Annotated in this window: 5 protein-coding genes; 2 read left to right on the top strand and 3 right to left on the bottom strand. The window is 56.6% G+C overall.

The features are described 5' to 3' along the window. The first annotated feature begins 6 nt into the window (after positions 1-6). Entirely contained in the window at positions 7-771 is a 765-nt protein-coding gene (locus BVU99_RS02850; protein WP_043138736.1) for an SDR family NAD(P)-dependent oxidoreductase, read from the top strand. Between the two features lie 48 nt (positions 772-819). Further along, complete coding sequence (locus BVU99_RS02845; RefSeq protein ID WP_049209075.1) at positions 820-1236, top strand: RbsD/FucU domain-containing protein; 417 nt, start codon at positions 820-822, stop codon at positions 1234-1236. Positions 1237-1286: 50 nt separating this feature from the next. On the opposite strand, the gene BVU99_RS02840 is transcribed toward BVU99_RS02845, so the two are convergent. From BVU99_RS02840 to BVU99_RS02830, 3 genes are all read right to left on the bottom strand, one after another. Further along, positions 1287-2021 (bottom strand): alpha/beta fold hydrolase, encoded by a 735-nt coding sequence (locus BVU99_RS02840; protein WP_075201387.1) that lies wholly within the window; start codon positions 2019-2021, stop codon positions 1287-1289. Between the two features lie 146 nt (positions 2022-2167). Next, complete coding sequence (locus BVU99_RS02835; RefSeq protein ID WP_099817126.1) at positions 2168-18214, bottom strand: hybrid non-ribosomal peptide synthetase/type I polyketide synthase; 16047 nt, start codon at positions 18212-18214, stop codon at positions 2168-2170. Next, the gene (locus tag BVU99_RS02830; RefSeq protein WP_099817125.1) at positions 18214-25344 is read right to left on the bottom strand and encodes a non-ribosomal peptide synthetase; all 7131 of its coding nucleotides are present in this window, start codon (positions 25342-25344) and stop codon (positions 18214-18216) included. Before BVU99_RS02830 ends, BVU99_RS02835 begins: the two co-directional genes overlap by 1 nt.

Raw genomic sequence — 25344 nt, 5'->3', positions numbered from 1 at the left:
TCAATCATGGGCGATCTTGCGGGCAAAAAGGTCTTTATCACCGGAGCGGAACAGGGCATTGGCCGCGCCACTGCGGAGCGGCTGATCAAGGCCGGTTGCGACATCTATTTTCACTATCACAGCGACGAAAGCGGCCCCAAGGCGCTGGTGGCGCTGGCCCATTCTCTGGGGCAAAAAGCCGCTTACGGCTACGCCGATCTCATCGATACCGACGAAACGCTGCGCTGCGTCGCGGCCGGCGCCGAGTTTCTCGGCGGCATCGATATTCTGGTCAATAACGTCGGCGGCATCGTCGGGCGCAAATGGCTGGGCGAGATCGACCGCGCCTTCTGGCAAACCGTGATCGACGTGAACATGACCACCATGCTGAACGTGACGCAGAGCGCGCTACCGTTCCTGAAGGCGGCGGCAAACGGCGCCAGCATCGTCAACCTGGCCTCGCAGGCCGGCCGCGCCGGCGGCCACTCCGGCTCGCTGGTCTATTCCGCCACCAAGGGCGCGGTGCTCACCTGGACGCGCTCGCTGGCGGCGGAGCTGGGCGAGCACGGCATCCGGGTAAACGCGGTGGCGCCCGGCCTGATCCTCGGCACCCGCTTCCATAATCGCCACACCACCCAAGAATCGGCGGAGGAAACCGTTCGCGCCATCCCGCTGGGCCGCGCAGGCACGCCGGACGACGTGGCGCGCGCCATCGCCTTTCTGGCAGCGGAATACGACGGCTTCATCTCCGGCGCCACTCTTGATATCAACGGCGGCATCTACCGCATGTAATTCAGCTGCGGGCGGCACGGCTGCCGCCCCCTATTCAGGTATCGCCTTATGATTAAATCCGCCATCACCCACCCGCCGCTGCTCGCCGCGCTGGCGCAATGCGGGCATAAAACCCAGGTGCTGATCGCCGACGGCAACTACGCCTGCATGACCCACGCGCCGAAAGACGCCACCGTGGTCTATCTGAACCTGGCGCCCGGCACGCTCGCCGCTCCGCCAATCCTGGAAAAACTGCTGGCCTGCATCAACGTGGAAAGCGCGGCGCTGATGGCCTGCCCGCCGGACTTCACCAACGCTATCGAAGCCGAATACCGGCAGCTGCTGCCAGAACATTGTCCGATCGAATACCTGCCGCGCGAGGCGTTTTACGCCGCGGTCAAATCGGATCGGACGTTGCTGGTGATCGCCTCCGGCGAACAGCGCCGCTTCGCCAACCTGCTGCTGACGGTGGCGCCGGTGGTGTGATGACGCCATTGCGTTAATGGCGGTTGTGCCCCAACCGCCATACCTGCGCTTTACGCCAGCTGCTGATTCACGATATCCGCCACTTCTTTCGGCTGATGATTGATGAAGAAATGATCCGACGAAACGGTGTGCAGACCGATATGCGCGCTTGTATAGCGCGCCCAAGCCGCCATGTCCGTCTTGGAAACAGTGCTGTCGCGGCTGCCGTGAATCAACACCAAAGGATAATTGATTGTCTTCTCCTTCAACGCCCGTTTCATATGAAAATTAATCGACAGCTCGTTGCGTATAATAGGGAAAAATAAGCTTCTGAAATCAACGTCATCCAAAATATCAGGTTGAGTTCCGCCATAACGACGCAATACTTCGGCCATTTCATCATCATCTGAATGCATCGGATCATGCTTAAAATCCGTAATGTGCGGCGGTGCTTCTGCGGCGATAAAAATTCGCGCCGGCGGTTTATCCTGAGCGATAAAACGACTCGCCAATTCAAAGGCGAATAATCCGCCATTGCTGTGACCAAGAAATGAGTACGGTTTTCCCGACATCAGGCTCGTGGCTTCTCGTTCCACCTCATCCAAAATTTTGTAGACATCATTGCACAACGCCTCTGAAAAGCGGCGCCCATTGCCGGGCAGTTGCATGGCGTACACGGACGTATTGCTATTGACGTAGTGAGAGAATGGCACGAATACCTCGGCATTTCCGGCAGCATAAGGGAAACAAAATAAAATATGCTCATCATCCCCACCGGTACCCCTTTTTATTTGCTCAAACCACATACGGCTTCCTCTGCTTTGCAAGAATATGACGCTATCCGCCACCGCGGAGAACGGGAGCGGCGTAATCAAAATCAATACCGTAGCGGGATCAGCGGGATAGTTTATCCCGCTGATTTCCCCTCAGGTATAGCGAACACGCTGCGCCATCAAGCCAGCGTCCAATGCCCTAACCACGAAGTCATTTTTTCCGCCATCATTGCCGCGCCTTCTCCCGCGTTCATCGTCAGGTGGTTCCCCGGAATTACCTGCACCTCGAAGCGGCCCAACACCCAGGGATGCCAGAACTTGCTTTGATTTTCAGGAAAATCTGCAATCACCTCACGGTGAGAGAAAAACAGCACATCACTCATCAACGCATGCGGGTGGTAACGCTGCATCATCACGTTATGCCGTTGCCAGGTGCTCAAGTAACGAGGTAAGAACGCCGAGGAAAAGAGCGTTTCGGCCGCAGTTCCTTTGGTGATCTCAGATAAATAATGGATTTTATCCGCCATTTGGGTCATCGCCTTCCAGGCATCCCAATCAATGTCCAGTGACACCAGGCCAAATGAAAGCAGGTAGTCCAAAATCTGTTCATCCGTCATGGCCGCAGGCAGATTTCCCTGTCCTGGGGAATCAATCATCACTACCGGCAGAGACACATGTTTTCCCTCTTGGTACTGCCGCGCCATTTCAAACGCGATAATACCGCCGAACGAAGAACCGGCCAGGCAACATTCGCCTCGCTCAAGATGCGGCTTCAGCAAAGCCAGATACTCTCCCGCCAATTGTTCGATGCTCTCGAAGGCGCCCGAGCCATTCAGCAGAGGTGAACGTATGGCATAAATCGTTCTGCTGCTTCCCAAGCATTGAGCCAACTCCCGGTAGAAATAGATGTCGCCGCCGATGGGGTGGATCAACACAAGTGGCATCATCCCCTCATCCTCACCGTCGCGCAGCTTCACCAAACCGCTTTCGCCCTGAGGCTTCGCTGTCGCATGAGCCTCCAGCGATTGCGCTATTTGCACGACGCTCGGCTGTTCCATGGCCATAAGCTCAAGACGTATACCGGTCATTTTTTGCAGGCGGCCAATCAGTTGCAATGCGCTCAGCGAGTCGCCGCCCAGTTCGAAGAACCCGCGCTGTGGATCGACCGACTCACACCCCAGAACCTCGTTGAACAACATTGCCACCCGTTGTTGCATATCTCCTTGGTGCACGGCTGCCTCCGCCGGAACCGGGGCCGGCCGCGAATGAGCGGGTGAATTCATCACACCGAACCAATGCCGCTGAGGCGCGAAAGGATATGCCGGTAGACGCAAAGACGCTTGCCCCGTACACCGCCAGAAACGCTCCTGGTTGATTTCCACACCTGACATATGCAGCACGCCAACGGAACGCCACAGCATCTGCGCAGCCTGCCGCTCATCCGTAGCGTTGCGCGGTGAAGAAACGACAACGGCCGCATTCCCCAATGCCGGATGGCGCGACGCCAACGTACTCAGAATTTGACGCGGCCCTACTTCCAGCAATACCCAGTTGTCATCGGCACGGCGTTCAAGCAAGGTACGCAGGCCGGCGTCATATTGCACCGTATGCCGCAGGTGCTGCACCCAATATTCGGGCTGACAAACCTGTTCCGCCGTTGCCCACTGGCCGGTCAAATTGGAGATAAACGGTAACTGCGGCTCGTTGAAGGCAATTTCTTGCAGTGCGGCCTTAAACTCTGCCAACACAGGCTCCAATAAACGCGAATGGAACGCGTGCGAAACCTTAACCGGATGGCAAGATACCCCTTGGGCGATCAAGCTCGCCTGCAAAGAGGCGATTGCCGACGCCGCGCCGGAAATGACACAGCTTCCCGAATCATTAACGACGGCGATATCGACGCCCAACGCGGCAGCCTGTTCGCTTACGCCCTCCGCCGACTGTTTGATAGCCAGCATCGCCCCCGGTGCGGTGTGCGCCAATAGCGCACCGCGTTTGAGCATCAACTTGAGCGCATCCTCCAGTGAAAATACGCCGGCGATACATGCGGCAACATATTCGCCCAGGCTATGACCAATCATCACCGTCGGCTCAACACCGAGGAAGCGATACCACTGCGCCAACGCATATTCATACACAAACAGCGCCACTTGAGTGATTGCGGTGTGGTGTACGCTCTCCCCGTTCGCCAATACGTCTTCCCGCGTTATTTCACCGCCCATCATCGGCTCGAGCAATGCGAGGCAACGATCGACCTCCACTCGGAATTGCGGTTCGGCGTCATATAACGCCTGTGTCATGCCGACGAATTGTGCGCCCTGGCCCGGGAACATAAAGGCCACCTGCGCCTCGAACGCAGGTCGGGCCATCGTTTCGCCCTTCTCGCGCAACCGCGCGACGACCGCTTCCCGTGAATCTCCGGATACCCACCGTTGGCATGCATAGCGGTGTCGCTGCGCCATCAGGGCATAGCCAACCGCCTCCATCGAATGCTCAGGATGCGTTGCCAAATGATCGGCCAAAGCCTCACTCATCCGTTCGAGAGCTGCGTCATCCGCCGCAGAAACGCACAGCATATTGCGCTGAGCGGACTGAGGTGCGGTTGTCGGCGTGTTCGGCGCCTGCTGAAGGATAACGTGCGCGTTGGTGCCGCCAATGCCGAAAGCGCTGACGCCGGCGGTGCGGAGCCCTGTGGCGCTTTCCCAGTTGCGGGTTTCAACATTCACATAAAACGGCCCTTCAGCCAGTTTTAATGCCGGATTCTCACGCTGCATATGTAGCGTGGGAACTAACGTGCGATGCTGCAGGCACAACGCCGTTTTAATCAAGCCGGCGATGCCTGCCGCGACATCCAAATGCCCCAGGTTACTTTTCACCGAGCCGATTGCGCAGGCGTGTTCCGCCTGTTGTCCGGCGAAGGCCGCTTTCAACCCGGCAATTTCAATAGGGTCGCCCAATGGCGTGCCGGTGCCGTGCGCTTCGACATAGGAAATGTCCGCCGGCGTGACATCGGCATCGGCCAATGCCTTTGCAATCACCGCCTGTTGACGGCTCTCGCTTGGCGCAGTGAATCCCATTTTATCCCGCCCGTCATTATTTACGGCCGACCCTTTCACAACGGCATACACAGCATCACCGTCCGCCAGCGCTTGCGCCAAAGGTTTCAGCACGACAATACCTACCCCTTGTCCTTCAATGGTTCCCGCCGCTTGCGCATCAAACGGACGGCAGTGACCATCAGGTGAGAAGATCATCCCTGGCTGGTACAGGTAACCACCGCGCGCTAATTGACCAATGGAGATGCCGCCTGCCAATGCGACCTGACAGTCGCCCGCCTGCAAGGCGCGACAAGCCTGATGAACAGCGACCAGCGAGGATGAACAAGCCGTTTGGATCGTCATCGCCGGCCCGGTCAAATTCAACTTGTACGCCGTTTTTGTCGCCAGGAAGTGGGATTGGTTATGAATCATCAACTGGTAATGATCGATCAAATCAGCCTGAGGCATGTTCGGTAGAACAACGTCTCTTTCGTAGTTGCTGTTGCCGATGGCCGCATAGACGCCGATATCACCGGCAAAGCGCTGCGGATCGCAGTTCGCATCTTCCAAAGCATGCCAGGCGCATTCCAGGAAAATTCGCTGCTGCGGATCCATCAGACGCGCTTCCTGAGCCGTACAGCCGAAGAAATCGGCGTCAAAGCGATCGATATCGTCGAGCATCCCCTGGGCGCGAACATAATGCGGATGATCCAGCAGTGCGGAGTCAACCGATGCCGCCAGCGCCTCGCGCGAGTAATGCGTAATAAACGCCTCGCCATCGCATAACCGTTGCCAGAATGCCGCCAGCGTTTGCGCGCCTGGGAAACGGCCCGCCATCCCCACAATGGCGATATCGTCCCGGGCATTGATCGGTCCAGTCGTCGGTGCCGGCGCCGCTTCATGTTGGCGACCTTCGATATGCGCGGCAATGCGGGCAATGGTCGGCAGACGGAAGAGATCTATCAGACCGATTTTTTGCTGAACCTGGTCGGGTAACATGCCATAGAGCCGGGTCAACATGATGGAGTTCCCACCCAGTTCAAAGAACGAGGTATTGACGCCCACCGCCTCGCAACCGAGCAATTCTTGCCAGATAACCTGCAACTGCTTCACCAGCGGCGTAGCGATTTCGCTCTGCGCCGCTGGAGATGCCTCACCGGCGTCAACCGACGGCAACGCACGCACATCCAGTTTGCCGTTAGCGTTCAGCGGCAAGGCAGACAACGCAATCCAATAGGCAGGCACCATATAATCCGGCAGTTGTCGACCGACGTGTTCATTCAACTGCCCGGCGTTAATTTCGCCCTGCGCCACATAATAGGCAACCAACGCCTGACCGACGTTCCCATCCCCCGCCACTTGGCATATTTGCACGGTAACCTGCAAGATCGACTCGTGCTGCAATATAACCTGCTCAATCTCGCCCTTCTCAATACGATGGCCGTGCAACTTGACTTGCTGATCCTGCCGCCCAAGGAATGCTATTTCACGATTTGGCAAAATGCGCGCGCGATCGCCGCTGCGATACCATATCCCCTCAGCAAACGACAGTGAGACAAAGCGTGAGGCGGTCAGCTCAGGCTGGTTGTGATAACCCTCGGCCACGCCGCTGCCCCCGATATAGAGCTCGCCGATGGCCCCGACAGGCAAAGGTCTGCCGGCCGGGTCCAACACCAGACAACGTTCTCCCGGCAAAGGGCGGCCTATCGTTAAAACGCGATCCGTCGCGGCATGCCGATAATGTTTACCGGTTGACCAAATGCAGGTTTCCGTCGGACCGTAGACATTGACGAGCGCCGTGAAAACAGCCAGGGCCTTCTGCGCCAAATGCGGCTCAAGCTTTTCACCGCCGACCAGAAGTAAACATTCCTCGTCCCCCTGCAATACCGGTAGGACAATTTCCAGCATGCTGGGCGTTGACTGGATGAAATCGAACTTACGGCAATCCAGCCCAGTGACATGGTGAGTTCCCAAGGTAACGCAGCCGCCGCTCAATAACGGCAAACCGTATTCAAGACCGAAAATGTCGAAAACGGGGTTGGTCATGCTGTACGTTTTCAGCGCTTCCCTGCCCTGGAAGTACTGCTGCCAGAAACCTCGCAATGTGGCGAGCAGCGCCCCATGCCCCACGCTAACCCCTTTGGGTTTACCCGTCGTGCCGGACGTGTAAAGTATGTAGGCGGTCTTCTCCGCCGCAGGTGTGAACGTCGGCATCGTGGCCTGTTTGCGCCACAGCGCTTCTCCCGCGGTGCCGAACAAGGGAATAGACGGAATACCGTACTCGGCCCCTTCATCCCCAGACATCGTCAATACGGCGATAGCCTGGCTGTCACGCAGAATGAAATCGATACGCTCCTGCGGATAGTCTTTGTCCAGCGGCACATAAGCTGCGCCCAGTCGTCCTATCGCCAACAAGGCCATGACCGTCAAGACTTTGCTGTGCAGTCGCAAGGCAATAGGCGCGTGCGGCGTCTTCTCAAGGCGGCCGGCGATGAGATTGGCGAGTTGCGTCACTTCTGCGTCAAGCTGGGCGTAGCTCCAGCTGCGCTCGCCGTCACTCAGCGCCGGAGCGTCTGACCGGCTGCATGCGTAGTGCGCCAACACTTGCGATAAGGTGGCGGCATTCCCCGGCGCAGGAAGCAACAAGGGTTGCTCCGGCTCACAATAAACCGGAGCTATCGCCACCGTCTCCGTACTCGCGTCTTTCGCCATGTGGCCGACGATGTCCTTTAACAGTGCCATCGCTTGCCGCATCATCGCCGCATCAAAGTACTCCGCCGCATATTCCAGCTTAATCAGCAGAACGTCCGGCTCCTCCTCCACGCTGACGACCAATGGATAATCCCTCTGCTCATTGCGACCGACGAATTGATGACGCAGTTCGCGGTGGCGGTCTTCATCAGGCTGCGGGTAATTTTCATAAATGAACAACGAGTCAAACAGGCGCTGGCCCGCAGGCTGCAGATGAGCCAGATCGACCAGGCATCGGGTATTGGCTTCATTAATATCTTGCTGCAACCGATGTGCCTGCTGAATCAGAGGCACATCGCTTTGATGCTCCACCTTCAACGGTAGCGTATTGAGGAACATGCCCAGCGTGTTTTCGATACCATTCAACGGCAGCATCCTTCCCGCCACCACGGTGCCCACCACGGTCACGGCAGCACCGGAGTAGAGTGCGAGCACCTTGTGCCAGGCGTATTGCAGCAAGGCGTTCAGGGTCATGCCTTGGCGCTGGGCAGCTTCGAGCGCGCACCGGCGCTCTTCGGCGCTCAGTTCACAGCGGCAAATCCCTGCAGCAGAGACGCTCTTAATGGCTGCTAACGCCGATGACTCCGCATCCGGACGGCGCCATCCGCTCAGATCCGGCGAGGTGTCGACCGAGCTCAGGTAGTCGCGCCAGAAATCCGTGTCCCTATCGCGATGCCGTTGAATGTAGCGCTGCACTGAAGCAAAGAGATCCGGTCTGTCCGCCGGCTCACGTCCGTGAGAAAACGCCAGGTAAGCGTCATGCAGCGCCCCCACCAGCAGCGGACTGCTCCAACCATCGAGGATGGCGTGATGTACACAGAACAGGCAAGCGAAGTGATCATCCGCCAGTTTGACCAGGCAGACACGGTACAGTCCGCTTTGTTGGAGATCGAAGCTGGCCTGCTGCTCACTTTCCTGCAGCCTGTGCAAGGCGTGTTCCCGCTCTTCAGGCGACAGATGGCTGATGTCATGGACGTGCCAAGGGAAGCGCCCTTCATGATCCACGACCTGCACGATTTCACCGCGCCAATCGAACCGCAACCGCAGGCAGGAGAACTGCTGTTGCACCCATTGCCACGCCCGCTTGAACGTCTCGGGCTCGATCGCACAGTGATAATCCCAGCGCGTAGCCACGCGATACACCCGATCGGCGTCGCCAAAGGCCAGCGAATGGTGCAACATCCCTTGCTGCAGACTATTGGCCATGAAGACCGCATCAACCGCCTGCGCATGTTGCAGCCGATCCAGATGGGGTTGCGGGAGGGCGAAATCGACATCCGATTCGGTTAACCAACGCCAGGATGGCCAATTCATTGATACCAGGCCATCTTCCAACTCTCGAATAAGCCGCTGCGTCAACCAGGCCGCGTCATGCTCCCGCAGCCGGCTTTCGACCCGCAATTCAAGACGATCGCCAACGTTCAACACGACGATATCGATCAGATGCGTCCCTTCCTGGGAGGCATGGCGATGCAGCCCCACAAAGTGGTGATCCAGCGCCCAGTCTCCCGCCGCCTCCATCTTGCCCAGGTAGTTGATGCTGATGCCGTCCTCTTTCACCACGGGCAAACCACACAGGACACCGAAGTTTTCCGCCCGCTGCGACCAACGTCTCAGATTATTTTTCACCGCGAGCAAATGCTCCCTGGCATCGCGTTGATAGCTAAAACGCACGGGATAACGACTGGTGAACCAGCCCATCGTCCTGGAGATATCCAGCGTTCGCTCATCCGCTTGCCGACCGTGCCCCTCAAACCATAGGCTAAAGGCGGTTTGTCCGGTCAAATCATACAAAACGCGGCCAACCGCCCAGGCCACCATGTCCTGCGGCTGCATGCCGAACATGGCGAGGTGCTGCATCAAGCGACAGGATGGCCCTTCTCCCCACGCAAGGGCATGACGCGTCGTCGCGGTTCCGCCCAGCGCTTGCAACGCATGAACTTCGCTGCCCGGCAATTGCCCCAGCCACTCTTCACGTTCATGAGAGGTAATTTGCGCACGTTGCCGCAGATGGTTCACCCATTGGCGATAGCTGCTGGCCTTCTCCGGCAGCGTTTCCTCTTGGCTCAGGCGTCGTAAATCGTCGACGATCACCTGCAGACTGACCGCATCGACAATCAGGTGATGGCAAGCGACGAACACCCTGGCCTTGCCGTCCGCGTACCCTTCAAGAACGGCGAACGCGGCCAAAGGCCCGCTCTGCAGATCGAACGCCTGCTGCCAGTCGGCAAAACGCTGCAACAGCGCGGCGTCAAAATCCGGGTGGTCTTCCGGCAGCGACAATGCGCGAATGTCCAAAGCGTGGCATGGCGGCAGCGCAGCCTGCGGCTGGTAGCATTGGCGCCATTCTCCCTGGGTATCTTTTTCGAAGCGCAGATTGAACGCGTCGTGCTGCGCCACGAGGCGCGGCAACAGGCATTGCAGACGGGCCATTGTCATGCCAGGCGCCACCAACAGCCCGTACTGGTTCCACTGCTGCGGATGCGGCAGATCATGTGCCAGGAACCATTGCTGGATGGGCAGCAGCGGAACTGCGCCGCTCAAGGCCCCCGTTTCGCGCTGCACGGTCTGGATGCCGCCAACGGTTTGACGGCCGAGCAGAGTGTCGTAGAACGATGCGATGGTGCGATACGTCAGCAACTCTTTCAGCGTGACATCCAGCTGCAATTCGCGCCTTAACCGCCCCGCCATTTGGATACTGGCGATACTGTCGATACCCAACTGGAACAAATCCGCCTGGGTACTGAGTTCCTCCGCCGGCACGTGCAGGATCTCGCCCCACAGCCGACACAGTTGATGTTCACGGTCGTCACGCGGCGGGCAATAAGTCGCCTGCTCTTCGGCTGCGGGTAGCGGCAAGGCGTTGCGATCCAGTTTGCCATTCGCCGTCAGCGGCAAGGCATCCAAAGCGATAAGATGCGCCGGTACCATATACTCCGGCAATTGTTCAGCCAGTCGCGAACGGAGCATTTTCTCGTCAGCGTTCGCTTCGCCGACGTAATAAGCCACCAGCATCGGTGCCGGCTGCGCCATCACCAGTGCCACGGCCTGGTGGATCCCGCCGCATTGCAGAAGCCGGCTTTCAATCTCCCCGAGCTCAATTCGATGCCCGCGCAGCTTGACCTGGAAGTCGTTGCGCCCCAGGAATTCGACATAACCTGCCGCATGCCAGCGCCCTAAATCGCCCGTCTTGTAGAGGCGTCCGTGACGAGGGTGCGAAATGAAACGCTCCGCCGTGAGCTGTGGATTTCGCCAATAATTTAATGCCACCCCCATCCCGCCAAGATAGAGCTCACCGGTCACGCCAACCGGACACATCTGTCCCTGCGGATCCAAAACATAAAGCGCCTGATGAGGCATCGCGGTGCCATAAGGGATGGAGCGCCAGGCCGGATCGATCGCCTCTATCGGGTACCAAACGGACCAAATGCTGCCCTCAGTCGCCCCGCCCAGACTGATGCAGTCAGCGTGCGGCCAAAGTGTGCGCAACGTCTCCGGCAGATTCAGCGGGATCCAATCACCGCTCATTAAAAATGCGCGCAGCCTTGGCAGTGAGCATCCCTGCCGTGCCACGGCATCGGCCAGCAGCCCGGCAAGCTGTGGAACGCTGTTCCAGACGGTGACTTCACGCTCAGCAAGCAGCGGCAACCACCGCTCCGGATCTTTTACGCTCTCTTGAGCCGGTAAGACGATCTCCGCACCGACGCTAAGCGCGCCGAAGATGTCATAGACGGAGAGATCGAAGCTCAATTCAGACAGCGCGAACAAGGCATCTTCAGCGGTCAGCGAGAGGCGTCGATTTACCGCTTGCAGCGTATTCACTGCGCCACGGTGATCGATGGTGACCCCTTTTGGCCGCCCGGTGGAACCGGAAGTGAAAATGACATAGGCCACATCGGCGGCGCTGACGTGCGGCAAGCCGAAACACGGTGGCAAAGCGGTCGCCTCATCCAGCATATCCTCGATGACCAGCAGTTGATAACCCGCTTCGCTCAGTGTCCGGATATCCACACGCGCCGACTGTGCCCGGGTCAGCCAGAGCTGTTCTACACCGGCCTGTTGTAAAATATCGGCGATGCGCCCCGCCGGCCACTCCACATGCAACGGTAGATAGCCCTTGCCGGCCTTCATGATCGCCAGACAGGCACAGACCTGGGCGTAGCTTTTTTCCGCCAATACGGCAATCAGCGGCGCAGATGAGCCCATCCCCTGCTGCGCCAACGCATCGCTGTCTTGTTTCAATTGGCCATAGGTCATGCCGATCGCCGCTTCCCCGTCATACACCGCGATCGTTTCTCGATGCCGTGCTTGCGTCGCCAACAGATCGAACGCGCTGAACAGGGTTTCTTCACTGAGAGGCTGAGTGACGGCATTTGCCCGCTGCATCATTTCTCTTTGCGCTTCAGGCAAATAGTTTTCGCATCCCACCGGCGTTTCCCAAGGCTGCTGCGCTAATAGCGAGATCAGACGGCAATAGGCGCGATTCAGATGCGCAATGGTTTCTTCATCAAACAGCTGGTCGACATAAAGCCACTTGCTCATAAAGCGGCCATCGACTTCAATAGCCTGCAGGTCGATCCAAGCCTGAGAGGTTTGCGCACACCAATATCGCTGCTCGCGCGCCTCGCTGTCTTCCAGATACGCCTGTTTATCCCAATCGCCGGTTTGTTGCCCTACGACGCCAGTGAAGACCAACGGCGACACCGCCGAATGGCGATCCAGGCCGTGCAGTTTCACCAGATCGCGCTGCACATCCAACCCGCTGTACAACGCATGCTGAATGTCGTCCCACATGCGCTTATGCGTCGTCTCGATGGTGGTGAACAGATCCTCGCCGGCATCGCGAAAGTGGAACAGGTTGGTCGAGGTAAAATCACCCAAAATGTCGTTTACGTCCTCGCAAACCGCGTAGCGGTTGAACAGCGTCATGGTAATGAGAAACTCGCTGTTGCCGGAATATCGCGCGATGAGGTAGCCATAGAGGCTCAGCAATACCGACGAGTATGAGACCTGATAATGCTGCGCTTGCCGTTTGAAATCCTGCCAAATTTGTTTGTCTATATATAGCGTATGCTCTGCAAAGTGCGGGTGTTCAACCGTGGCCGACGGTACCTTGAGCGGTAAGTTTGGCCGCAGCGGCATATCGGCCAGCTTGTCCTGCCAATAAGCGCAATCTCGTTGATACCAACGGGAGGCCTTCAGATGGGCCAGATGCTCCTGGTAGTCTTTGAAGTTCACGGTTGCCAGCGGCGGCAAGACATTTCCCCGATACAGCGCATTAAGCAGTTGATACAGCGCCAGACGGCTTTGCACATCCAGCAAAATCAGATCGAGACTGATATGCAGCACGTCGCGCTCGCGCAGCCGGCTGATTTCAAAAGTGAACAACGGGAAACGGTCGACCTGATAGACCTGATGGGACAGGCGCTTGCGCACGCGCGCCAGCGCGGTAGCCTCATCGTCGAGGCGCAGGTCATTCACCGCCAAGGCATAATGGCCGGCCTGCGACACCGAAATGAAGCGCTGAGTCATGCTTTCCGCGTCATACACGGTGCGCAGCACCGGACAGAGGGCGATCAATCGGTTAATCGCCAGCTCCAGACGTTCGTCATCAAGGCGCGGATACACGAACTCGTTGTAGATGTGGTTGGCGACGTTGCCGATCTCATAGTTTTCAAAGCGCCCAACCAGATAGGCTTTCTGAATCTCGGTCATGGCAAAGCAGTCGCCGTTTTCGGCACCGCCCTGCAGAGGTAAATGCTGTAAGTCGCGTTCATCCGCAACATTGATGAAATCGCCAAGGCCGTATTGGGTTCTTCCCTGCCGTTCACAGCACGCTATCAGCGTGTCTATAGCCGCCTCCCAGGCCTCCAGCAACTGTTGATTTTGCTCACCGGACAGACCGCTGACGACTTCGAGCTGCAACCGACCTTGCTCTATGTAGCTAAAGAGCGTAATACCGAAAGGCAAGCCGTTGTCAGGATGGCGCGTCTCACCGACCGGCGACATGACCAGCGCCCAATCCTTTTCATCCGGCGAAGTCAGCTGTCCCAGGTAGTTGAAACAAACATTGGGCAGCGGCAACCCTAGCTCACGGGCAAACGCGCCAAATCCTACGCCCTGATGAGGCACGCCGCGCAGTTGCGCTTTGGCCGCCTGCAAACGCATTGCCGGATCGGGAGAGGATGAGAGCGCACAGGGATAAAGTGACGTGAACCACCCGACGCAACGATGAACGTCCAGAGCGGCATCAATCTCTTCGCGTCCGTGCCCTTCAACGGTGACATGGGTCAGCTCTCCGTTAAACCAGTGAGCGAGCATGCCGTCTGCACACGCCAGCAAACATTCGTCGACTTTCGCATTGAAGGCACGTAAACCCTCGGTTTGCAGCGCCTGCGTCACTTTTATTGATAACGCGAGGCGGCTGCATGCCATCGTAGCGCCGCGCGCAGCCGGCAACGCAACGGGGCGGTAGTCCGCCATCCTGGCCCGCCAGTAAGACGCCTCTTCCGCGTGATTGGCACAATATTGCTCGAAGTGCTCAGTCCACTGACGATAACTCGTTCCCTTATCTCCAAGGCTTTCACCGTGGTAGGCGTTCGCCAGATCGCGGGCCAGAATGCCCCAGCTGACGCTATCGAGCACCAAATGGTGGCAAGCGCAGAAAATACGGGCTCGCCCCTCGTCGAACCCCGTGACATAACCAAAACGATAAAGCGGCCCGTCGGCCAGATCGATATCGCTTTGCCATTCGGTCAGCACGGCGGACAGGGCCTCTTGCCATTGCGGTGCCGAGCGTTCGACATGATGACACCGCAGTTCGATGGCGTCCGTCATCGGTTGATAGCCTTGGCGCCAATGCGACGAATCCTCAGACGTAAACGTCAGGCGTAGCGCATCGTGATGTTGAATCAATGCGTGCAGCGCTTCGCGCAGGCGTTCGACGTCCAGCGCCGGCACATCCAGCAGAAACGCCTGGTTCCAATAACTCGGATAAGGGAATGCGCAGTCAAAGAACCAGCGTTGGACAGGCAGCAGCGGCAACTCGCCAACCAATACGCCCTGCTCCCGTTTGCCTTCAATCATCACCTGCTGCTGATGCTGAGCGAGACGTAAATGGAGTGCATGCACGGTTTTGCTGGCGAACACGTCTTTCACCCGGATCGATACGCCCATCGCCTGGCGCAATTTGCTCACCAGCTTGATCGCCATGATGCTGTCCAGCCCCAACTGATACAGGTTAGCCTCACAGCTGAAATGCGCTTCATCGATCCCCATCATTTCCGCAACAATGGCGGCGATCTGCGCTTCCCTCTCCGACTGCGGTGCGACACGTTCCTGTACGACCGGCAGAGACGGTTCAGGAAGCGCACGCCGATCCAGTTTGCCATTCACCGTGACGGGCCATTCTTTCAACCAGATAAAGGTCTCCGGCACCATGTACTCGGGCAAGGCGGCGGCAAGAAAGTGTTGTAGCGTCGCCTCCGGCAACGGTGCCTGCGCCGTGTAATAGGCCACGAGGCGGGGATGGGGCTGTTGATAAACCAGCGCCACCGCCTGGCGCACCAAGTCAAACGCTTCGAGACGCTGGGCGATTTCACCCAACTCAATGCGATATCCGCGTATTTTCACCTGAAAATCATTGCGGCCAACATAAACGATTTGCCCATCATTCCGCTGATACACCAAATCACCGGTTTTATACAAACAGGCATAGTCATCCGCCCGCTCATCCCATTCGGTGCAATACGGATTGACGATGAATTTCTCCGCCGTCAGCGCCGCTTTATTCAGATAGCCGCGCGCCAGTCCGACGCCGGAAAGGTAGAGTTCACCCACCGCACCGGGCGGCAAAAGCCGCTGCCCTTTGTCCAGGACCAACACTTTCATGTTATCAATCGGCCGCCCGATCAGGACATTATCTATATCCGGATCGTTACAGTCGAAATACAGCACATCGATGGAGGCTTCGGTTGGCCCATAAAGATTGTGCAGGGCGATATGAGGCAAACACTGCTTAATCCCTTTGACCTGGGTCAGTTTGAGCTCTTCACCGCTGCAGAACACGTAGCGCAAGCTCGGCAAGCTGACGTTTCGATCGCGTTGAATGCCCTGTAATGTCTCGGTAAAAGCCGCCAGCATGGATGGCACAAAATGCAGTACGGTGATGGTTTCGCGCTCGATCAGCTCAATCAGATAATCCGCGTCCTTGTGGCCATCCGGATCGGCAAAAACGATGTTGGCGCCGTAAAGAGAGGCCCAAATCAGTTCCCATACGGAGACGTCAAAAATGTACGGCGTTTTTTGTAACACCCGATCGGCTGCCGTCAGCGGATAGGATTTATTCATCCATTGGATACGGTTGATCAAACCGCGGTGCGTGCACATCACGCCCTTGGGCTGCCCTGTGGTCCCGGAGGTATAGATGACATAGGCCAGATCGTTCGGTGATATCTGACGCGCCATGTTTTCATCGCTCAACAACTCAAGCTCGTGGCGCAGCGATTCATCATCCAACACCACCAGCCGCCGCCCTGGCGCCGCCACCCGGTGTCGGTAGGCCTGATGGCAGATAATTACGTCGGCCCGGCTATCCTGTAGAATGTAATCGAGACGATCGTCGGGGAATGCCGGGTCGACAGGCAAATAGGCGGCCCCCAATTTCAGGATCGCCCAAATACCGACCAACAGCTCGACGCTGCGATCCAGACACAGCGCAACGCAGGCGCCATGCCCCACCCCACGTGACGATAAGGCGGCCGCCAACTGATTGGCTTGTAGATTCAACTGGCGATACGTCAATTGCCGATGCCGATCCGCACAGGCGATATTGTCCGGCGTCAGCGCTACCTGCGCTTCCAATAAAGACGCGATATGCTCATCTTCTGAATAATCGCAGCGCGTGTCATTCCATTCAGACAGCACCTGCCGACGCTGGGCTGGCGTGATTAAATCGATTTGTTCGAGCGGCGTCTCCCAGGATTGCCGATCAAACTGGCCCAGCGCATAAACTAACGCCTCGAGAATATTGCGAACGTAGTCCTCTTCGTAACGATTCTCCGCCGCGGTTAACGTGAAATCGATTTGACCGTCTCGTTGAGCGGCAAATAAGGACATGCCAAACTTTTCCGCCAGATCGGGATAAGGCTCCAGACGATATTCCACGCCGGGGACGGCGATATCGCCGTTTTCAAAGTTATGGAAGGTAAATAGCAGCTGAACCAGTTCATTGATGCGCACCGCGCCACCGTCGATCTCCGGCGCCAAGTGCCCAATGTTCACCCACGGATGTTCCTGCAACTGCAAAATATCGTGCTGAATGCTTTTGACATTGCTCAACACGCTTTGGTCTGCGCGCAATGCGGCGATGACCGGCAGGGTGCTGATAAACGGCCCAATGGCGCGGCTGAACGCCTCGGGGCGATTCATCACTGTCAGTCCAATAGGGAAATCGCTGTCCTGGCCGCTAAAGGTCCGTAATACATGGGCGAACGTCGTAAACAACAGAGAATAGAGCGTCAGTCCCCGTTCGCCGCATGCCTGCGTCAAACGCTCGACAACCTCCGACGTCAATCCTGCCTGCACGGCAAAGGCACGATTCTCCACGCCAGAGAGATGGCGCTGTCGCAATGCCGGCGGTTCCGCCTGATTCAAACGGGCGGCCAACGATGTTCTGAACGCCTGAACATCATCTTGCCGCACCCGCCACTGTTGATATGCGGAGTAATCCAGGTACCCCGCTTCAGGCTGCGCCGATACAGACGGTGTGGCGTACGCACTCAACAGTTGATGAGCAAAATGCTGGACGGAAGGGGCATCAGACAGCATATGATGGTGAACGCACGCCAAAACGGCCTCTTGCGTCTCAGCCCGCACCAGCAGCACAAAGCGCGCAAACTGCCCTTCCGGCATAGGGAAGGTTTGTTGTGCCAACGCCCGTTTCTTACTTTCCAGCTCGGACCAGGAAATCCTTTCTACTTCCAGTGCAAACTGCTCAGGCGCCAGAAAAACGCGCTTCATATCGCTATCAATCGACTGACGCAACAGGGGCTGATGCCGTAAAAAGGTTTGCAGCGCGTTTCGCAACCGCGCGATATCCACCTGCGGCAATCCAATGAACAACGGTACCGTATAGGTATACGGCAAGCCGTCGATGTCGCTTTGCAGATACATGCCTTGCTGAATTGAGTCCAGCGCAAGTGGCCAGCTACTTGGCGGTAGCCTCAGAAAAGACGTTTCCTTCGCGAATTGTTCGCTGGTCACGCCATTGTCCTGTAACAGCGCCAACAATTCGTCTTTGCGTGCCGCCACTTCAGCCTTCAGATCGGCATCAAAGCCGATATCCTTGTCGACAGAAAAACCCAACCGATCGTCCGCTTTAGCCCACAATAAAATGTTATTTTTTTTCAGGTTGTTCAATAAATCCGTCAACATCATTACAGCGCCCCTTCTTCTCTGCCGTTGCCACAAGGTTGCCCGGCGACCCACGCCGCCATTTCCTGAATCGTATTGTTGTTGTAGAGGTCTTCCAGACGCATCTCGGTTCCCGTCGCGAGGTTGATCTTGCGTACCAGTCGCATAGCCAGAAGCGAATTCCCCCCTTGAGTGAAGAAGCTTTGGTCACAACCGATTCGCTCTTCACGCTTGTCCAGAAGCTCCGCCCAAAGTCGGCGCATCCGTATCTCATCATCGCTGCGCGGAGCCAGACATTCGCTGTGCTTGACGACTTTCGGCAAGCGTGATGTATCGACCTTACCGTTGTTAGACAAGGGGATTTCCGGGATCAAAGTAACGTGCTGCGGCAACATATAGTCCGGCAAACGACGCGCCAAATGCCGTCTGATCGCCTGGGTCATCGAGACAGTGAGCGCAGGAACGTCAAAGACCGGTTCATCCTCGGCCCGCGCATACCCTATCGCCATGCTGCACAACGTGTCCTCGGCCGGCGTGACGCCAAGAATGCAGCCGCCAATTCGCCGCTGGGCGGCGAGCGCGCCAAATCGCTGCATCATCCAGCCACTGGCCTGATAATGGCACGCGTTCTTAGCGCCATGGACCTGCAACAACACCTGAGACGACTGCAACACCCCGTACACGTCTGATGATTCGGCCAGCACGGAGGTCTCACCGAGGCAATAGTGTCGCCCTGACGCGCGAGCGACATAGGTTCCCCCCTCGTTTTCCATCACGCTGAAATCGACGCTGACTTGCGGTGGTGAAGTGACGGCGCAAACGCCGAGGTGGATCCGACACGCTAATGCCCCCTCGTCAGGTGAAACGGCGTCAGCGGGCTTGACGTAATAAGCGACGCCCAAAGACTGGAGATGCTCAGTCAGCAAGGCCAACATGTGGCCGACTTCTATCTGCGCCAAAGCGAATGCGCGCTCGGCATATAACGCGGTGATGGTTTCCCACCGAACCACCAAGTCCAGATAAGGCCCGGTGTGTTCTCCCGACGCTTCTGCCTGGTACAAATGCTGTTCCAGCGGATGGTAGTAGTAATAACCCGCGGCATATTCTCCCATCGCCGCCGGGAGCCCGAGATACACTTGCACCGCATAGAGGCTGCTGGCCGAAGGATAGCGATATTTTGGCAACGCGCGCTGCGGCGAACGGAAAGCGGCGCATACGGCCAACAGCCCGGCCAAAGACGCAGGCGGCAGCGCGCTTCCCTCTTGCGCCATCTGTTGCGTCAACCACCCCGGCAGCGCTTCGTACAGACTGCTGATGGTTTCGGCGGATAACGCCTCCGCGGTAAACTGGCGAGTGCTCTTGCGGGCACGGTAAACCGCTTCATCCAACGGATAGGGTATCGCTCGCGAAGGTTGCAGATCTTGACGTAACGCCGGCAGCGAAAGCACGAATGCGTCGCGGTTAGCAAAATAGAGCGGCACCGGCTGTTGCGCCTCGGGAACAACGTAAGCCATGAGGTCACCCTCGCTGAGCCGCACGATCGTCTGCCGGATCCCAGGTAATTGGCTCAAGTTATTCTCGATATCCTCCAGCTCCACGCGATAACCGTTAAGCTTGACCTGGGCATCTCTTCGGCCGAGGAACTCGATATAGCCTTCCGCCGACCAGCGACCCAGATCGCCGGTTTTGTACAGGCGTCCATAGGTTGGATGATAAATGAAGCGTTCTCGAGTCAGCGTTTCAGCCTGCCAATATCCCTGAGCAACGCCGAGCCCACCGATATGTATTTCTCCGGTTACGCCGAAAGGACAAGCACTCCCCCACTCATCCAGCACCCACATCTGTTGATTCGGCATGGCGACGCCATAAGGAATGCTTTTCCACCTCGCGTCTACCCGATCGATTTCATGCCAAATGGACCAGATGCTGCCCTCCGTCGCGCCCCCCAGGCTCACCATCTTGCTGTCTGGCGATTGGGTTTTCAGGCGATGAGGCAAATTGAGCGGCAACCAATCGCCGCTCAACAGGAACAGCCGTAACCGGGTTAGCGCCTGCGTCGCAGGTTCGACTTCGTCAACCAGCAGGCCCGCTAATTGCGGCACCGAGTTCCAGAGGGTCACGTTATGTCGGCGCAGCGCGGCCACCCAAGCTTGCGGCGCTTTGGTCTCACGCTGGGAAGGGATCACCACACCGCCCCCCACGGCCAACAAGCCAAACAGATCGTAAACGGACAGATCAAAGCTCAACTCGGACAGCGCCAGTATCCGGTCTTCCCGACCGACCGACCAACGTTGGTTAACAGCCAGGATGGTATTGACCGCCCCCTGGTGATCGATCGCTACCCCTTTCGGTTTACCGGTAGAGCCAGAGGTAAAAATAATGTAGGCCAGATCGTCAGCCCTGACGATCGGCCAGGCAACCTCCGTCGACGCACGTTCCTGCGCCGGCGCCACTATCTCGTCGAACACCAAAATCGTGATATCCGAAGGCAACGCCGACAGCTCATGTGCCAGGTCATGACGCTGCTGAGCAGAGAGCAGCAAGATATCGCACCGGGCTTGCTGCAGAATGTCGCGTATGCGCTCCCATGGCCATTCGATGTGCAACGGCAGATAAGCGCCGCCGCTTCTCATGATCCCAAGGGTTGAGACGGCCTGCGCATACCCTTTCTCCAGCAGAATAGCGGTAATACGTCCCTTTTCGCCCTTGGTATGCCGCAATAGCGCACGCCCCAGCGTGTTGCTGTCCTGTTCCAGCCTGGCGTAGGTAAAGTGGCGTTCGCCTTCGGTTTCGATCACCGCAATGCGCTCGGCCGTTTGCGGCGTTTCCAGACTGGAAAGGAACAACCCGTGCAGCGTTTGCTCCGACACCGTACTTTGCGTGGCATTCCAGCGCATGACCGCTTCCGCATGTTCCGCCGGCAGTTCAGGCTGCGGGAATGACATGGTTTCCCAATCGTGTTCTGCCACCCATCGAATCAGAGAACAATAGCCTTCGTGCATGGCCTTGATGGTTTTCTCATCAAACAATTGTTCGACATAATCCCACTCGGCAACGAACCCTTCATCGTTTTCGTAGGCTTTATGGTCGAGCCACACCTGAGACGTTTGGGAGATTGCGTATTGAACGCCGCGATATCCTTCATTAAGCGGCAATTCAAACATGCTCGCTTTATTGTTCATGCCAAGCACGCTGGTCAGCACCACCGGCGCGATAACCGTATTGGCGGGCAGATTCCGCCGCTGTTTCAACAAACGCTGTACGTCAATGCCGTCAAATAAATTATTATCGACGTCATTAAGCAAGGTGCGGTGGATAGCCGATAGCTGTTCGCTCATCGCAACGCCATTTTGACGTTGGTAATTGAACAGGCTTAAAACGGTAAAATCGCCAATAATTTGCTCGACCTGAGAATGTAACGGCAAACGGTTGAACAGCGTTAAATTAAGGCAAAGGCTCTCTTGACCAGACCAATAACATAACGTTCTGCTGTAGAGCTCAAGGATCAGAGCGGTCGGACTAATATTGAAGCGCTGGCATTTGTCGACGATCTTTTGCCAACTCAACATGGGTATCGTCGCAGACAAACGCCGGAAGCTCGGCTTATCGATCCTGGCGGGATGCGCGGCCAGCGGCAATCCGACCTCCAGCGTATAATCATCGATTTTCTGCAGCCAATATTGCTGCGCCCGCTCAAATAATGCGCTGCCGCGCAGGCGCTCGTACTGCAGCTGATAATCGCGGTAGCTGATATCCAGCGGCGGCAGCGCCAGATTTTCGTCGTGATATAACGCAATCCACTCGCCGAATAATATTTCAAAACTGGTCATGTCAATGATAATGGCATCAAAGCTGACATGCAGAAGGTATTTCCCTTGATACTCGCTCAGGAAAATATCGAACAGCGGATAACAATCCGGTTTGTAAACCTTGTGCGAGTACTCGGCGCGCAAAGCCAATAGCTCGTCTTCATTTCTCAGGGGGTGGTAGCCTATTTTGTAATGCGCTGCCGCACTTAAAAATCGCTGTTCTCCCTCTTCAAATACGGTGCGCAACGCAGGATGGCGTGCAATAAGTTGATTATAGGCACGCTCCAATTTTTCGTGATCAATATGGTCGAAAACAAATTCATTATAAATATGGGTAGAGACCTCGCTGAGATCGAAACTTTTCATTCGTCCCAGATAATAAGATTGCTGAACATTATTCAGCGGGAAAGGATGGTACAGATGGGTCTCATCACATTGTGCAATCTGGTAGTCTTGGTAAAGAAAACTGCCGCGCCCGGCGGCCACCAATGGCGTTAACCTGGCCACATTTTTTCTTTCGAAAATATCTTTAACTTTCAGATCGCACTGAAGCGTACCGTTTATGCGATTTACCAAGCGAATGGCCGACAGGCTGTTGCCTCCCAAAGCAAAAAAGTCGTCGGTAATGCCGATTCGTCCGCTTTCGCTCCCCAATACATCCTGGAATAGCTGGCACAGGCATCGCTGGAACTCGTTTCCCGGCGCTACGTAATGCGCTTTATCTTGCGCTTGTACCTGCGGCAAGGCTTTACGATCCACTTTGCCATTCATATTCAAGGGGATCTCAGGCAGGTACATATAAGCGCTGGGGAGCATGTAGTCCGGAAGCAGCGTCACCAGATAATCCTGCAGTTGCTGGCGTGCCACCGGCGATTTGGCCTGATAATAGGCAACCAGGAACGCCTGTTGTTCTTCCTTGGCCGGCTGTAAATTTACAACAACCTGCTGCATCCCGGGGTAGGTTCGCAAAACCGACTCTATTTCACCCAGTTCGATCCGATGTCCCCGCAATTTTATCTGGTTATCCCATCGGCTGAGGTATTCAAATCTGCCGTCGGGCAAACAACGCACGCGATCGCCCGTCTTGTACATGATGCGACCGAACCAGGCTGACGGCGTGCTGGAACATATGTTCGGCAAAAAGCTTGCTTGCGTCTGACGCGCATTGCCGTAGTAACCGCGCGCAACGCCCAACCCCGAAATATACATTTCCCCGATCACGCCGGGAGGAAGTAAACGCCGCCGTTCGTCCAAGATAAAGCACTGGGTATTCGCCAGCGGGCGCCCAATGGTGACGCTATCAACCCCAGGCAACAGTTCATCCGCGGTAGACCAAACCGTCGTTTCGGTTGGCCCATACACATTCCACGCACGCTCGGTGTTTTCTGACAACCAACGCGCCACCGCATGCGGCACCGCTTCCCCACCGCACAATGCCCGAACGGGTAGCGTTGTCTCGGCATATTGCTGCGCGACCTGATGCCAAAAAGAAGGCGTCCCCTGCATCAGGCTCACGGAATGACTCGCGATAAAGTGCGGCAAGTCATTATTCGCCAACAACGTCTTCTGGTCGGTTAATACCACCGTGGCGCCAAACATGAGCGGCATAAATATTTCCAGAGTTGAAATATCAAATGCCAACGTCGTGATCGCCAGAAAACGATCCTGATGCGTCACAGACATGCGTCGAGAAATATCGCTGGCGATATTCACAAAGCTGCGATGTTCTACGGCAACCCCTTTAGGCTTACCTGTCGTTCCCGAGGTGTAAATAATATAGGCCAATGCTGAAGCCTCAGCCTGGGAGGGGAATTCGTTGCAACCGTCGGCCCCAGCGAAAGGAGAAGCGGCATATTCACGCCAATCCAAATAACTCAGCCCTTGCGGCAGGCTGCCAGCTGACTGAGCATGCGCACCGATGATTAACGCCGGCTGGGCATCGGCCAAAATAGAATAGGTCCTCACTACGGGCGCATTTTTGTCGATCGGAATATAGGCGCATCCCAGCTTAAGCACGGCCATCAGGCATACTGCCAACTCCGCCTCACGCGGCATCATCAAGGCAATTTTGTCGCCTGCCGCTACCCCATATTGCCGTTGCAGATAGTCGGCCAGGCGACTGGCCTGTTGCTGCAGCATTCGATAACTGAGCGTTTCATTTTTCGTTATCACTGCAGGGTGATCGTTAAGCGCCCTTGCCTGTTGTTCAAACATCCCGACGATAGTCTGTCTCGGATATTCACATTGCGTGGCATTAATTTTCGCATAATAACGTTGGTAGCTATTTTCAGACACGCCGGTCAACGCATCTATATCCCCTTCATTACGCATGAATGTGGCGAGCGCCGCCATAAACTCATCGATATTTGCGGCTACAACGTCGAAAAAGGGGTTTTCGCCGTAAAATTGCAAACTGAGCGTACAGCGCGTGCTGTTCCATACGATCCTGATCGGGGCCGCTGCCGCGTCGACATCCCCCTCATCCATGATGACATCTACGCCAACCACAGATAAAAAACGGCCGTCATGATGGGATTCGTAGAATGGGTTCGCCGGGTCCCCCTGCAGTACCCGCACTAACCAAGGAGAGAGCTCGGCGTATGTTTCCGTTCCGTTGAGTAACCGTAATACTTTGCTGCTGCGTTGCCTATCTTGCAATTGCAGAGCATAAAGCCCAGGCCGCCGTGCATTGAGCAGAAACTGCAACTGGAAAGCCAACAGCAAAGCCTGTTGCGGCTGCGCAACGCCATCGATGGTCCGTTGAACCACTGCAGCATCGTTAACGGCAGACACTTCATCCCTCAGGTTGAAGCAGCCATAACGCGGTTCATCGTTTTCCAGCGCTCGCTGCTCTTGCTGTACCCTCTGCTGGGCAACCAGCCAATCCGTAACTCGGTTTGGCCCTTCGGGCAGAGCAATATCCAGATCTTTCGCCTCACGGCTGAGCATGACCACGCCATCGATGAACAACTCGCCCAACACCGTCTGCGACAACGCTCGGCGGGCTTCCCGCCACGGCAGCTCACGCTCAGCTAACGCCCTGATATTCCCGTCTTCTTCAGCATGAATCTGGAACAACACATTTTGTCGATCGGCGAAAACGGCTAACCGGACGATGGGGCCTCTCACCGAGGCGCTTTCTTCGAGACAGAGCTCATAGTCGATACGCTGATCGCCAACGTCGGAATAGCAAAAGAGGTTGTGCTGCGAACCTGTCCAGCGCGTTCGCTCAGCGTCGCTCAGACCGATTAAGTAGACAAAGTGGCCGGCATCCAGCAAGTAACGGACAATATGGCTGCGCAACGGTTCTACGGTGTGGTTGACAAGAATGTTCAGAATCTTCAT

It is taken from the genome of Serratia sp. OLAL2 (assembly GCF_002752475.1).
Lineage (GTDB): Bacteria > Pseudomonadota > Gammaproteobacteria > Enterobacterales > Enterobacteriaceae > Serratia > Serratia bockelmannii.
Note: the sequence above shows the minus strand (reverse complement) of the source record. Positions and strands in the feature narration are given on the sequence as shown.

What these genes read in the sequence shown, in the direction of transcription:
- BVU99_RS02850 (WP_043138736.1), top strand. Translation starts at nt 7, where the DNA reads ATGGGCGATCTTGCGGGCAAAAAGGTCTTTATCACCGGAGCGGAACAG.
- BVU99_RS02845 (WP_049209075.1), top strand. Translation starts at nt 820, where the DNA reads ATGATTAAATCCGCCATCACCCACCCGCCGCTGCTCGCCGCGCTGGCG.
- BVU99_RS02840 (WP_075201387.1), bottom strand. Translation starts at nt 2,021, where the DNA reads ATGTGGTTTGAGCAAATAAAAAGGGGTACCGGTGGGGATGATGAGCAT.
- BVU99_RS02835 (WP_099817126.1), bottom strand. Translation starts at nt 18,214, where the DNA reads ATGATGTTGACGGATTTATTGAACAACCTGAAAAAAAATAACATTTTA.
- BVU99_RS02830 (WP_099817125.1), bottom strand. Translation starts at nt 25,344, where the DNA reads ATGAAGATTCTGAACATTCTTGTCAACCACACCGTAGAACCGTTGCGC.